The following is a 14,160-nucleotide window of genomic DNA, read 5'->3' on the forward strand; positions in this document are numbered from 1 at the left end:
GTTGCCAGCGACGGCATGTGCCTTGCAAGCTGATGATTCCGTGAGCTTTTCAAACCTATCCCCCTCTCTGGAGCAAGGCGTATGCCAATCGAGACCCCGATGCACTATCTGGTGATGCTGGACACGCTCAACGCCCTGCCACCCGAGGCGCTGGCACGACGCTTGAGTGGTCTCTATGAGCACTCGGACTGGGTGGTGGAACGCGCCGCGGCAGAGCGCCCATTCGCGAGCATGGAAGTCCTGCTGACGGCGTGTGCCAACGCAGTACGCCAGGCCAGTGATGCCGAGCGTCACCAATTGATTCTGGCCCATCCAGAGCTGGCTGCCGGCAAGCTGGAGGCCCTGACGCCCGCCTCGCAGGGTGAGCAGCGAGGCGCAGGGCTCGATCAGCTCGATGACGCCACACGTGAACGATTCCTGACGGCCAATGCCGACTATCAGGCGCGTCATGGCATTCCATTCATCATCTGCGTCAAGGGCCACAGCGCCTCAAGCATTCTCGAGGAACTGGAGCGCCGCCTGCCGCAATCCACCGAGGCGGAATATCAGGAAGCATTGGCCCAGATAAATGCGATCGCCGCAGTGCGCCTGCCGGGCCTGCTCGAGGCCAGTTGACGACCAGCACCGTTGCGGCCGCCGAGGCGCTCTGTCTCAAGCGCTCTGTCTCACACGTGCCTGGCGGCCACGGCCTCGATGCTGGCGATCAGTGCCGCCAGGGCCTTGGCGACATCGTCTTCGGACACCGCCTCCAGCGGGTGGTGGCTGATACCGCGCTCACAGCGCACGAACAGCATGCCCACCGGGCACAGATGGCTGATCGCCATGGCGTCATGTCCGGCGCCACTCGGTAGCCGGAATGGCACCTGACCGGTGACGGCGATGCCGGCATCGACGGCCTGCATCAATCCCTCGTCACAGGCCATGGCGTCGGCCGCATGCGTCTGCTCGCAGTGGAAGGTGAGGCCCCGTCGCGCCGCGATTCGGTGCGCCTCGTTCAAGAGTTCATCCAGCGCTCGGTCCCGCTGCGCATCGTCCAGCGCGCGGATATCCAGACTCAGCGCTGCCCCCCCGGGGATGACATTCACCGCCCCGGGATGCAGCTCGCAACAGCCCACGGTCGCGACCAGCGAGTGGTCCGCCATGTCAGCGCGCTTGCCCGCCTGGACATCACGCGCCAGGGCTTCCACCGCCAGTGTCCACTCCGCCGCCGCACACAGCGCATCCTGACGCAGCGCCATCGGCGTGGTGCCGGCATGCCCCGCCTGGCCGACGAAGTTGACCGCGAAGCGTCGCGCACCAGCGATCCCCGTCACGGTGCCCAGCGCCAGATTCTCGGCTTCCAGCACCGGGCCCTGCTCTATGTGGACTTCCAGATAGCCCAGCGGCGGATTAGCCTGCAGGCTGGCCCCGGCGGCCGCCTGCCCGGAAAGCCCGAAGCGTTCGAGCGCGTCACCAAGCGTGATGCCGTCCTCATCCTCTATCCGCTCCCAATCCGACTGCCAGCGTCCGGCGATGGCATGGCTGCCGAGCAGGGTCGCACCGAAGCGGGTACCCTCTTCATCACCGAAACCGACCACTTCCAGCGCGAAGGGCAAGCTCTGCTCGCCCGCATCGGCACGCTGCCTGAAATGCGTCAAGGCGGCCACCCCGAGCAGGACACCAAGAATGCCGTCATAACGGCCGGCGTCCGGCACGCTGTCCAGATGCGAGCCGATCACCAGACGCGGCACGCCGGCTTCGCTGTCAGCGGCAGCGGTGAGAGCGGGTGGACACCAGCGGCCCCAGAGATTGCCGGCGCCATCCTGCCAGCTGCGCAGACCGGCGGCCTTGAGCCAGCCAGCCGTGGTGGCGTTGGCGGCGGCGTGTTCCGGCGTCAGATAGCGGCGGTCTATCCCGCTTTCGCTGCGTGAGATCGCCGCCAGTGTGTCGCAGGCGGTCAGCACATCGGCGGCCGTTTCCAGCGGCGCGATGGCGTCTGCCCTCATGGATCCTGCATCGTTAATGGCTGGCCTCCCGTGTTGGGATTGACATGACCATTGGCCGCCTGACCCTGATGCTCCTGATAGAAGTCCAGCGCGGCGCCGACGCCACCGCCGGGCAGAGTCTTGACGCCACCACGGCGCAGGGTCTGCTCCAGCGCCGCCAGCGTGGTCAGCACGGTATCGCGACGCGCGTTGTAGCCCATCACGCCGAGACGCCAGACCTTGCCATGCAGCGGGCCGAAACTGGTGCCGATCTCGATGCCGAAGTCCTCCAGCATGCTGCGGCGCAGGCCATCGCCATCCAGGCCGTCGGGAATCATCACCGCGCTGACGTTGTTCATGCGGTGGGCCTGGTCGCCGAACAGCGCGAGCCCCAGCCCCTTCAAGCCCTCGACCATCGCCTGGCCATGCAACGCATGGCGCGCGATGGCGTTGTCCATGCCCTCATTGACCAGCAGGCGCGCACACTCACGTGCGCCATACAGCATGCTGGTGGCTTCGGTGTGGTGATTGAGGCGCAGCTCACCCCAGTAATCGAGCACCATGGAGAGATCGAAATAGTTGGAGCGAATGCGTGCGCCCGGCTCCGCCAGCCGGTCCGCCCCGCTGCTGATGCCGGCCTCGACATGGCGACGCGAATGCACCACCTCCACCGCACGCGGCGACAACGTCAACGGCGAACTGCCTGACGGACCGGCGAGGCATTTCTGCAAGCCGGCGGTGACGGCGTCCAGCCCCCAATCGTCCGTCTTGAGCGGATTGCCCGCCAGCGAGGCCGTGGCATCGCTGTAGAACAGCACGCCTTCGCGGCGACAGATGGCGCCGATCTCCTCGAGGGGTTGGCACATGGTGGTCGAGGTATCGCCCTGCACCAGAGCCAGCACGCTGGGTTTGACCTCGCGAATGGCGGCTTCGATCTGCTCCGGGCGGAACACTTGCCCCCACTCGCATTCCAGCGTATGCACCTCGGCACCGCAGCGCTCGGCGATCTCGCGCAGCAGATGACCGAAGCGGCCGAAGATCGGCACCAGCACACGCTCCCCTGGCTGGATCAACGAGACCAGCACCGCCTCGATACCGGCACGCGAGGTGCCATCGATCAACAGGGTGGCATCATTGGTGGTCTCGAAGACGCCGCGATAGAGCTGCATCGTCTCGTTCATGTAGTGCGTCATCGCCGGGTCGTACTGGCCGATCAAGGGAGCGGAAAGCGCTCGCAATACACGCGGGTCCGCATTGATCGGACCGGGGCCCATCAGCAGGCGTTGGGGAGGATGAATCTGGTCAAAGGTCGAGCTCACGGTCGCTCCTCGTGCAGCAGGGCATGGAATGCGGAAAGACTCGCCAACTCGCCGAGCCTCATGCCCAGACTACTGCAACAAGTGCGCCAGAATTTCATAAATGAAACGAATGTTGAATTGCCGGTGTATTTGACGGGCGCCCCCTCCCTGTCATGGCGTGGGCATCGAGGGGCAAAAGGCAACCAGGCAACCAGGCAACCAGGCAACCTGATAACCGAGTGACAGAAAGACACCTCGGCAAAAGACGGCATGGCTCCAAGATAACGCTATAATCTTGCTGACCACACTGCCCAGTATCGCTCTGACAGTGCATGCCTTGCCTGCCAGGCACCATGACGGGGCATGAATGAGATGAATCGACGCTTTCATTATCTGTTTCATGCGCCGGCCCACTGCCCGAGGCTGAACTCGCCACATGAGTCTGTTATACAAGGAGACATCGGATGAGTGAGGGTTGCCTCATCCGACCTGATCATCGCTGCCGGAGAGCTACATGACGCTGGAACAACGCCTGGAACGAGCAACGGAACTGGCCAGACAGGCTGGTGAACGCATGGTGCAAGCGCGCGAGGAACAGGGTTTCGCGCACCATTACAAGAAAGGCGATGAGCTGGTCACCGACATCGACGTGGCGATCGATACCTTCCTGGCGGAAGCGCTCGAAGCCGAATTTCCCGAGGATGCGCGCCTTACCGAAGAGCTGTCGCCCGAGCGGGACGTGATCGGTACCAAGGGTGGCCTGTGGGTGATCGACCCCATCGACGGTACCGTCAATTTTGCCCATGGCCTGCGCCATGTCGCCGTGTCCATCGCCTGGTGCGAGCGCGGCAAGATCCAGATGGGGGTCGTGCATGCGCCCTTCCTTGGCGAGACCTTCACCGCCATCCGCGGCAAGGGGGCCTGGCTCAACGGCGAGAGCATTTCAGTCAGTGAGACCGATGAAATGAGCCGCGCACTGGTCGCGACCGGCTTCCCCTACAACCGTGACAGCCGTCCGCCGCTGCTCAAGCGCCTCTCGGCCATGCTGCTGGTCTGCCAGGACGTGCGCCGCAACGGCAGTGCCGCGCTGGATCTCTGTGATGTGGCGTGTGGACGCCTAGATGCCTATTACGAAAGCGTCTCCCCCTGGGACTTTGCGGCGGGCCTTCTGATCGCGCGTGAAGCCGGCGCACGCACGGGGCACCTGTATCGCTGTCCGGACGGCATTCCCGATGAGCTTTATGGCGAGAATATCGTGGTGGCCTCACCAGCCTTGCATGCTCCGCTCAAGCGTCTGTTGGAAGAGGCCGATGCCAGTTCAGGGCTGCCGGGGCTGTAGCGAAGTGCTTCGTCAAAGACTGTAGTGACGCGACTGTGATGACATGACTTTCATGACGTGACTTTAATGACAGACTGCCGCTGCAATACGCAAGAGCCCCGCCAATTGGCGGGGCTCTGTGTTTCTGGCTGGCTGACACTCGGCATCAATCGCCCAAGTTACCGCCCTTCTTCTTGCCCTTGGCGGCCGACTTGCTGGAGGCCTTGCGGGAGTCTTTACTGGCGGAAGGCTTGCTCGCCGGCTTCTTGTCAGCGCCGCCCGCTTTCTTGCTGGCCGCCTCCCCTTTGGCGCTGGCCTTGCCGGTGGCAGCACCTTGAGGCGCGGTGGCGGTTGATTCAGCCTCAGCAGCCTTGGCGGCGGCTGGCGACACCGTCGGCTCCTTGAGCAGGCTCAGGCGTTGGCCGATTTCCTGCCACAGGCTGCGATAGCTGACCGCCGGTGAGCTGTTGCGCGAGAAAGTCCCGATGGGTTTGCGCTCGATTCCCATACGCTCGACCACGCTGGAATACGGGATATAGCCACTGAGTTGCAACGGATAATCCTGCTTGAGCGATTCCATCACACCCTTGTGCAATGTCTTGCGGCGATCCACCAGAGTGAAGAACGGCCAGACAGGCACATCGAGATCGATCTCGGCCAGATAGGCGTTCAGTTGCTCCAGGGTACGCAACGACAGGACCGTGGGAATGAGCGGCACCAGCAGGGTATCGGCAGAGGCGAAGACCTGCTCGGAAAGACTGGAAATGCTCGGCGGACAATCGAGGATGACAAGGTCGTAGTCATCGCGAACCGGCTTTAGGACCTTGCGCAGTCGGGTTCGCTTCTCTTCCTCGAGAATGTGGTCGAGATTGCGGTAGGAAAATTCCGCCGGCAGGACATCCAGGTTCTGATAATCCGTGGAACGAATGACGCGGGACATGTCCTGCTTGCCGCTGATCAGTTTTTCGACCCCACCCTTCAGCTTGGGCTTGGTACGCACATAAAAGGTCGCAGCGGCCTGCGGATCAAGATCCCACAGCAACACACGCAGGCCACTGTTGGCGGCACAGTGCGCCAGATTGATGGCAGAAGCAGTCTTGCCCACGCCCCCTTTGATGCTGTACACCGCAGCGATTTTCATGGCTCCCTCCCGTCATTCCAGTTTGTGCAACGTTAGCACAATCCAGTGCCATGTCCCTGACTGACCACGGCGAAACGGGAGAAAATGATATGACCGTTTTATGTCAGACAGGCTCTCGCTCATCGACCAGGCCGCGCTTGAGCAACTGGTTCGTGAGGCGGTTGAGCAACAATCCGTACATCGGCAGGAACAGCAAGATCGAGATGGCCAACTTGATCGCGTAATCCACCCAGGCGATCTCGATCCAGTGAGCCGCCATGAAAGCATCAGGCCCATTGCGGAACGCTACCGAGAAGAAGGCAAAGGTGTCAGCGAGATTGCCGAACAATGTCGACGCCAACGGTGCGATCCACCAGTGGGCATTGCGGCGCAGTCGATCGAACACCTGAATGTCGAGCAATTGACCGATCACGTAGGCAATGAAGCTTGCCAGCGCGATACGGGCCACGAACAGGTTGAAGTCCGCCAATGCCTCTACCCCGGCAAAGCTGCCCGCCTGGAACATCACCGACACCATATAGCTGACCAACAGCGCCGGCAGCATGACCACCGCAATGATGCGCCGCGCCTGATACTTGCCGAACAGACGCACCGTCAGATCCGTTGCCAGGAAAATGAACGGGAAACTGAAGGCGCCCCAGGTGGTATGGAAGCCGAACAGGGTCATCGGCAACTGCACCAGGTAATTGCTGGCGGTGATGATGAGGATGTGAAACAGGGACAGTGCGACGAGTGCGCGCTGCGTCTGGGCAGACGAGAGGAGTAGCATTGCAGGTCCTTTTTTGATCAAAGCCGTCGTCCAGGGGTGAGGGAACCCTGTCACGAGCGTGTTGAGGTTTGCGTCGTCGATGCTGACATCAGTAGCCATGGCCTGACGCCATGTCGTAGCGATCGAGCGCCGCAGGCATGGCGCAACCGGCATGCTTCACTGACAGTCGCAGCAAGGCTTGCACATCGCCAGAACACAAAATGGCCGCGCATCGTATCACGATGCGCGGCCATTGACAGGTACCTGCGGGGAAAATCTGGCCAGATGGTCAGGCCATCAGTCTCCCTAGGCGGCCCTTATGCTGCAAAGACAGTGTTGCAATGAAATTCATGCAATGAAAGCGAGTGTCAGAGTCACTTCTTCCAGATGCTGGCATCGACCTTGCCCTTGAGCTCCGGGAACTGCTCCGGATCAAAGGTCGGCTCCTTGCCGGCCTTATGCTGACGGTCGTAATCCTTGAAGATACGGAAGGCCAGCGGCGACAGCAGCAGGATGGCGATCAGGTTGATCAAGGCCATCGCGCCCATCGACAGATCAGCGAAGTTCCAGATGTTCTTCAGGCTGGCGACAGCACCGAGCATGACCATGCCGAGAACAGCGAAGCGGTAGACCATGATGACGGCCTTGGCGTTCTTCTTGCCGGAAATGTACTCGATGTTGGACTCGCCATAGGAGTAGTTCGCCACCAGGGAGGTGAAGGCGAACAGCAGAATGGCGATCGCCACGAAGCCGCCACCCCAGCTACCGACCTGTGAGGACAGCGCCGCCTGAGTGATCTGGATGCCGTCATTGCCGCCATCGTTGCCCAGGGTGCCACTCATGATGATGATGGCCGCGGTCGCGGTGCAGATGACCAGGGTGTCGATGAACACGCCGAGCATCTGGACGAAGCCCTGGGAGGCCGGGTGCTTGGTGGTCGCCATCGCGGCGGCGTTCGGGGCGGAACCCATGCCTGCTTCGTTGGAGAACAGGCCCCGCTTGATGCCATTCATCATCGCCTGGGCGATGGTGTAACCCAGCGCGCCACCTGCGGCCTGCTCAAGACCGAAGGCACTGCGGAAGATGGTGCCCAGCGCAGCCGGCAGCTCGGTGATGTTGATGGCCACGACGAAGATGGCCAGCAGCAGATAGAGCAGTGCCATGATCGGCACGATCAGCTCAGCGGTACGCGTGATGCGCTTCATGCCACCGAAGATGATCGGCACCATGACCACGACCAGCACCACGCCCATGATCCACGGCGGCACGCTGAAGGCCTGCTCCATGGCCAGCGCAATGGAGTTGGACTGCACGGAGTTGAAGGCCAGACCGAAGGCGATGATCAGACACACTGAGAACAGGATGGCCATCCAGCGCTGACCGAGGCCCTTCTCGATGTAATAGGCCGGGCCACCACGGAAGGTGTTGTCTTCATGCGAGACCTTGTAGGCCTGCGCCAGGGTGGACTCGATGAAGCTGGTGGACATGCCGACCAGCGCCGTCATCCACATCCAGAAGATGGCGCCCGGGCCACCCAGTGAAATCGCCACGGCGACACCGGCGAGATTACCGGTACCGACGCGCGCCGCCAGAGAAGTGGCCAACGCCTGGAAGGAAGAGATGCCGCCTTCACTGCCCTGACGAGATGTGGCAAGCAGCTTCCACATGTGCCCGAAATAACGGAACTGGATACCCTTGGTCATGACCGTGAAGAAGAGACCCGCTCCGATGAGCAGGTAAATCAATACACTGCCCCACAGCAGGCCATTGCCTGCATCGATCAACGCCAGGATCGGCGCTGGAATGATGGACGTTGTTTCCGACATGTCGGTCTCGCTTTGGCGGGTTTTTGGTCTTGTCGACGCTGACAGAGCAACGGAAAGCCCATGACTTTCCTGCGACTGACAGCGAGCAACCACTACGATCAGGTTGCTCGACATGCTTTGGTGAGCGCCATTCTTCATATCCCACGGGGATAAGCAAGAAGAGCCCACTGTAAAGCGGTCTTCTACGCCCGAATTCTAGGGGAAAAATAGCGCAATGGCGGTGTTTTTCACTGCGATCTAGACTTTAGATGAACACGGGAATGTTTCACGTCTTGTTTGGCTCGGGCATAATGCGCCCCCTTCCGGAAGTCGCCGCCTGCCAGTGGCGGCCCAGGACTTGTCGGGCGCATGCTCGCGACTCATCGATTGCCGTTGCGCAACGGCGATCCCGTGAGTGTGCGCTGCGATCAGGCGGTGCAACTCCCTGACACCCACGCACCATAACCGCCATCACGGCACCCGGCAGTGCGCATTGTCCCGGCGCCTGCCTTTGATTACAGGTGATACATGGAACTGACCAGCTACGCGGCGTCCCCGCTTTCGCTGCTCGCCCCGATCATAGCCATCGGTCTCGCAATACTGACACGTCGTGTCATGCTCTCCCTCGGGCTGGGTATCGTGTCAGGCGCCCTGCTGCTGAATGATTTCTCGCCGCTCGTCACGCTGCACTATCTCTGGCAGCAACTGGTTGCCGTCTTCATCGAAATGCCGGACAGCGGTCAGCTTGCCGATGCCAGCCTCAACAGCTGGAATGTCTATATTCTGCTGTTCCTGCTGGCCTTGGGTGCCATGGTCGGCGTGATCACACTGGCAGGCGGCACCCGAGCCTTCGGCAACTGGGCGCGGGCGCGAGTCACTACCCGCCGTGGCTCGCAGCTGATGACCGTGCTGCTGGGGGTATTCATCTTCATCGATGATTATTTCAATAGCCTGGCCGTGGGCAACATCTGTCGTCCACTGACCGATCGTCAGGGGCTGTCGCGCGCGCGCCTGGCCTATCTTATCGACTCCACCGCCGCTCCCGTCTGCGTGCTGACGCCGATCTCCAGCTGGGGTGCCTACATCATCAGCCTGATCGCCGGTATTCTGGCGACCCACCACATCACGAATGTCAGCCCGTTCGGTGCCTTCCTCGAGCTATCCGCCTTCAACTACTACGCGATTGCGGCGCTGGTGCTGGTGATCGCCTCCGCCTGGTTCGACATCAACTTCGGTGCCATGCGCCGTCATGCCATCGCGGCGCGCGACGGTGAGCTTTTCGATGCCAAGCGCGGCAATCCGCCAGGCAACACCCACGTGGAAGAGTCCGAGCGTGGCCGCCCGATGGACCTGCTGATCCCGATCATCGTGCTGGTCATCGCAACCTTCTTCATGATCGTGCAGACCGGCGCCAGCGCACTGGCCGCCGAGGGTGAGGCCTTCGGCCTGATTCGCGCCTTTGAACTGACGGATGTCGCCAAATCGCTGATCATCGGCGGCGCCATCGGTCTGCTGGCTGCGGTAGCGATGCTGCTTCGGCATCGCATGGGCGCTGGTCGCAGTCTCAGCGCCATCGCCCAGGGCGCCAGTTCCATGCTGCCTGCCGTCTATATCCTCGTCTTCGCCTGGCTGCTGACCGGCATCATCGGCTCTCTGGGGACCGGTCAGTACCTCGCCACACTGGTCGAGGGCGTCGTGTCTCCGACTTGGCTGCCGATGCTGCTGTTCGTGCTCTCCGGCCTGATGGCCTTTGCCACCGGCACCAGCTGGGGCACCTTCGGCATCATGCTGCCCATTGCCGGTGACATGGCGGCCGCCACCGAGCTCGCCATGATGCTGCCGATGATGGGGGCGGTGCTGGCCGGCTCCGTGTTCGGGGATCACTGCTCGCCGATTTCCGACACCACCATCCTGTCCTCGACGGGTGCCAGCTGCCACCATATCGATCACGTGATCACCCAGTTGCCCTACGCCCTGCTGGGTGCCGCGATCTCGCTGATCGCCTACCTGGTGATGGGTGTGACCGACAGCACCCTGTTCGGCTGGTTGAGCCTGGCGGGTCTGCTGGTCATCAGCATTGCATGGCTTGCACGCCGCGAGATGGCCGATCCGGTCGTGGCACGCACGTGATGCAATAAATGCTGCCTTGCTGAAAAAAGCCCCCGCCATGTCTCATGGCGGGGGCTTTTGCCTTGTTGGAGCAGCACGGACCGCGTCATGCGTCCGCGATATCACTGCATCGGCTCATGCGCCTCGATTCATGCGCTACGTGCCTCCCTCGCCTGACCGACGCCAGCATCGCTCAGGGCTTCACGCACATCCTCCAGGCTTGAGGGATCATCTATCGTCGAGGGCACCTGGTATTGCTCGCCCGCGGCGATCTGACGGATCATCTTGCGCAGTATCTTGCCTGAGCGCGTCTTGGGCAGGCGCTCGACGACCAGCACCTCCTTGAGCGAGGCAAAGGCCCCGATTTCCTCGCGTATCCGCTGGGCAAGCTCGGCGCACAGGCTGGCTTCATCCCCTTGCCAGCCATCCTTGAGAATCACCAGTCCCAACGGCATCTCGCCCTTGAGCGAGTCCTCGATGCCGATCACAGCGCATTCCGCGATCGCGGCGTGTGCACCGAGCACCTGCTCCATCTCGCCCGTCGACAGGCGGTGCCCCGCCACATTGATGACATCATCAATGCGTCCCATCACGAACAGATAGCCCTGCTCATCGAAGTAGCCGCCATCCCCGGACAGGTAGTAGCCGGGGTAGGCGGCCAGATAGGCTACATGGAAACGCCCGGGGTCCTGATAGAGTCCGGTCAGGCAGCCCGGCGGCAACGGCTGACGCAACACGACATTGCCCTGCTCTCCCGTGGGAACCTCATCCCCCATGCCATCGAGAATCTGTACATTGAAGCCCGGCAACGGCCAGGTGGCACTACCGGCACGTGCCTCGACCGGCGCCGTCACCTCGCGACTGCCTTCGGTGAGCATGTCCAGCCCCAAAAGGTTGCCGGCGATGGGCCAGCCGGTTTCGGTCTGCCACCAATGATCGACGACCGGCACTGGCAAGAGGTCGGCGAGCCAGTGATAGGTCGGCGGGTCCAGTCGCTCTCCGGCCAGAAACAGACTGCGCAGGCTGGAAAGATCGTAGTTGGCCATATGACTGGCTTCCGGGTCTTCCTTCTTCATGGCGCGGAACGCCGTGGGCGCGGTGAAGAAGCAGTTGATGTGGTATTCCTCGATCAAGCGCCAGAAGGCTCCGGCATCCGGTGTCTTGACCGGCTTGCCTTCATACATGACGGTACTGGCCCCCATCAGCAGCGGGCCATAAACGATATAGGAGTGACCGACGACCCAGCCAATGTCCGAGGCCGCCATGAAGGTATCGCCGGGGCGGGTCGCATAGAGAAGCTCCATTGAATAATGCAGCGCCACGGCGTAGCCGGCGTGATCACGCACCACTCCCTTGGGCTTGCCAGTCGTGCCGGAGGTATAGAGGACATAGAGAGGTTCACTACCCATCATGCTGACCGCTTCAGTGGCCTGGGCGCTGGCCAGACACTCATGCCAGTCATGATCACGCGGCCCGAGTGTCGCCCGCTGCTGTTCACGCTGCAGGATCAGACAGGCTTGCGGGGTATGCTCGGCAAGCTCGATGGCCTCATCCAGCCAGGGCTTGTAGGGAATGATGCGATCGACTTCCACCCCGCAGGACGCTGCCATGATCACCTTGGGCGCGGCATCATCGATGCGTACCGCCAGCTCCTTGGGGGAAAAGCCGCCGAAGACCACCGAATGCACCGCCCCTAGGCGGGCACAGGCCAGCATCGCCATCATGGCCTCGGCGACCATCGGCATGTAGATCACGACACGGTCGCCCTTCTCCACCCCGAGATTGCGCAGCCCCCCCGCCAGCAGAGCCACCTCATCACGCAGCTCACGAAACGTGTACTGCCGCTTGCTCTGGGTGACCGGCGAGTCCCAGTACAGCGCGACTTGATCCGCTCGCCCATTGGCGACGTGGTGGTCGAGCGCGGCATGGCAGATGTTCATCTCGCCATCGATGAACCAGCGCGCATGCTGTTGCTCATCCCAGGCCAGAATGGTCTGCGGCGGGCGAAACCAGGCGATGCGTTGCGCCTGCTCAGCCCAGAAGTCTTCTGGTGTCTCGTTGGCTTTCGCCGTCAGAGCTAGATAACGCTCGCGTGCACAGGAGTGATTGGCGTCGGGCATGGCGTACCTCGTGATCCACGAATGGCTTTGTGGGCATCTCTTGCCTGCCCTGACGCAAGACCTTTCCCCGGGGCCCGTTGGCCGGACCTCTTTTGATGTCGTCATTGATGTCGCTCGCCAAAGGCGATGCGACAGACGACGATGGAGAGAGGGGCAGGCAGTACAGAGACACCTGACTCGATAGTTACGTTGAAACCTTAGGCCAAAAATCGCCCTTCAAACTCACTCGCCTCACCGTTTTCAGCGTCTGATGGTCTTATACTCAGTCCTTGGTCGCAGACGGCCTGACAGCGTGAAAGGCGTCATTCGCGCAATGAAACATACGCTTGAACACGGTCTCACAGCAGATGCGACCAAAAGTCAAAGCCTGAGAACGACCATGTCGATGATTTACCGTTTAAGATTGTCTTGGACGTAGCACGCGGAGTTATTGATCATTCACTAAAACAAGGTTAGGTCATAACAACATGCCAATGGCCCATTGCGTCCCTCGGGATGCATCAAGATAGACCGACCGGGAGAGACCGCATGAACGCAACACTTTCTACAGCTGCAAGGAATAACCCCATGCCAGTGTCCAGCGATGCCATCACCCTGCACCAGGCCGGTGACCGCGTCATCGAAGAAGCCACTGCCCTGCTCAAGGCGATGGGCAACGAGAACCGCCTGCGCATCCTGTGCCTGCTCAGCGACAGCGAAATGTCGGTGAGCGAGCTCAACTCGCGCCTGGAGCTGTCGCAATCCGCGTTGTCACAGCATCTGGCCATTCTGCGTCGTGAAGGCATGGTCCGCACACGCCGCGCTTCGCAGACTATCTACTATTCGCTGCAAGGCCCCAACGCCACAGGTGTCATTCGTGCCCTGCAGGACCTCTATAACTGAAAAAGGGCGCCAGCCGGTGACTGACGCCCCTGAGGGGAATGTCGCTGAGTCACGCTGATCGTGACCCGCTAGACATCTGTATCACTCGCCGACTCCAACAAGATCGGGCAGGCCACGGAATGGCCTTCCAAGCCTCTTCTCTTTACCAGCGACGGCAATCTCTTTTATTGGCTCTTCGACGTTTCATGTGGATTTGGCTTCATCCAGCATGCGCCCCACGGGGCTGCCGATCAGGTAGATCATCGCAATGAAATTGCTTTCGTTTCGGTAGCCGCGAGCACGAGATCTGGCAGCCTGAAAGAGGCCATTCATGCCTTCCAGACGTGCGTTCGTCAGGCCTGAATACCAGCGCCTTACAACCTGGTCGGCATGTCGCTCCAACGTATTGAGTGCTTTTGCCATTGGCTTGAGAAGCGTGTGGCCGGCGACTGCCTCACGCATCACATTGAGGTAATTCGTGATGCGCCAACGAGCCCCACGCGCTGTCGGTGCGCGACGAATCCATCTCAGCTTTTCCTTGATGATCCATGCATTCGCGGTAGCCCCTTGGTCAGCAACCAGCTCGCGGAGAGCGATCAGCTGCTTTTCCGTCAGGTTGTGGTTATCCATGCTTTTCAGCACTGCCCAGCGCAGGGCCTTGGGATGGGCTTTTTCTCGACGTTCCCGCTTACGCACTTCATCCAACGCCTTGGTGAACGTCTGCACGATATGGAACCAGTCAACCGTCACTCGAGCATCAGGAAGATGTTCAGCAGTGCCATTGAGGAAGGCCGGA

11 protein-coding genes are annotated in these 14,160 nt (G+C 61.3%); 4 read left to right on the forward strand and 7 right to left on the reverse strand.

The features are described from left to right. Positions 1–81 precede the first annotated feature (81 nt). Positions 82–615 carry a 2-oxo-4-hydroxy-4-carboxy-5-ureidoimidazoline decarboxylase gene (gene uraD / locus MKZ40_RS09435; protein WP_175088697.1) on the forward strand — a complete coding sequence of 178 codons (534 nt, stop codon included), beginning with the start codon at positions 82–84 and terminating at the stop codon, positions 613–615. Between the two features lie 50 nt (positions 616–665). Here uraD and MKZ40_RS09440 read toward each other — a convergent pair whose 3' ends face one another. Continuing rightward, the gene (locus MKZ40_RS09440; RefSeq protein ID WP_175088696.1) at positions 666–1,985 is read right to left on the reverse strand and encodes an allantoate amidohydrolase; all 1,320 of its coding nucleotides are present in this window, start codon (positions 1,983–1,985) and stop codon (positions 666–668) included. Beyond that, positions 1,982–3,283 carry an alanine--glyoxylate aminotransferase family protein gene (locus MKZ40_RS09445; RefSeq protein ID WP_282627838.1) on the reverse strand — a complete coding sequence of 434 codons (1,302 nt, stop codon included), beginning with the start codon at positions 3,281–3,283 and terminating at the stop codon, positions 1,982–1,984. The genes MKZ40_RS09440 and MKZ40_RS09445 overlap by 4 nt, the downstream gene beginning before the upstream one ends. Before the next feature lie 493 nt (positions 3,284–3,776). Here MKZ40_RS09445 and MKZ40_RS09450 point away from each other — a divergent pair, with 493 nt between their 5' ends. After that, positions 3,777–4,601: an inositol monophosphatase family protein gene (locus MKZ40_RS09450; RefSeq protein WP_043332713.1), complete on the forward strand. Its 825-nt coding sequence runs from the start codon at positions 3,777–3,779 to the stop codon at positions 4,599–4,601. A gap of 145 nt (positions 4,602–4,746) precedes the next feature. On the opposite strand, the gene MKZ40_RS09455 is transcribed toward MKZ40_RS09450, so the two are convergent. From MKZ40_RS09455 to MKZ40_RS09465, 3 genes are all read right to left on the reverse strand, one after another. Beyond that, a complete protein-coding gene (locus MKZ40_RS09455) occupies positions 4,747–5,721 on the reverse strand; it encodes a ParA family protein (protein ID WP_175088695.1) in 975 nt (324 codons plus the stop codon). Between the two features lie 103 nt (positions 5,722–5,824). Continuing rightward, positions 5,825–6,490, reverse strand: a complete 666-nt coding sequence (locus tag MKZ40_RS09460; RefSeq protein WP_175088846.1) for a 7-cyano-7-deazaguanine/7-aminomethyl-7-deazaguanine transporter — start codon at positions 6,488–6,490, stop codon at positions 5,825–5,827. Between the two features lie 353 nt (positions 6,491–6,843). Further along, positions 6,844–8,295 carry a sodium:alanine symporter family protein gene (locus tag MKZ40_RS09465; RefSeq protein ID WP_175088694.1) on the reverse strand — a complete coding sequence of 484 codons (1,452 nt, stop codon included), beginning with the start codon at positions 8,293–8,295 and terminating at the stop codon, positions 6,844–6,846. Positions 8,296–8,802: 507 nt separating this feature from the next. Here MKZ40_RS09465 and MKZ40_RS09470 point away from each other — a divergent pair. After that, the gene (locus MKZ40_RS09470; protein ID WP_175088693.1) at positions 8,803–10,404 is read left to right on the forward strand and encodes a Na+/H+ antiporter NhaC family protein; all 1,602 of its coding nucleotides are present in this window, start codon (positions 8,803–8,805) and stop codon (positions 10,402–10,404) included. Positions 10,405–10,532: 128 nt separating this feature from the next. On the opposite strand, the gene MKZ40_RS09475 is transcribed toward MKZ40_RS09470, so the two are convergent. Then, positions 10,533–12,503: an acetate--CoA ligase gene (locus MKZ40_RS09475; protein ID WP_175088692.1), complete on the reverse strand. Its 1,971-nt coding sequence runs from the start codon at positions 12,501–12,503 to the stop codon at positions 10,533–10,535. Between the two features lie 567 nt (positions 12,504–13,070). On the opposite strand from MKZ40_RS09475, the gene MKZ40_RS09480 reads away from it, so the two are divergent. Beyond that, positions 13,071–13,385 (forward strand): metalloregulator ArsR/SmtB family transcription factor, encoded by a 315-nt coding sequence (locus MKZ40_RS09480; protein WP_175088691.1) that lies wholly within the window; start codon positions 13,071–13,073, stop codon positions 13,383–13,385. Between the two features lie 183 nt (positions 13,386–13,568). Here MKZ40_RS09480 and MKZ40_RS09485 read toward each other — a convergent pair. After that, positions 13,569–14,160 (reverse strand): transposase (locus MKZ40_RS09485; protein ID WP_282627841.1); only part of this gene is annotated, 592 nt, incomplete at its 5' end.

Source organism: Cobetia sp. BMC6 (genome assembly GCF_029991385.1).
Lineage (GTDB): Bacteria > Pseudomonadota > Gammaproteobacteria > Pseudomonadales > Halomonadaceae > Cobetia.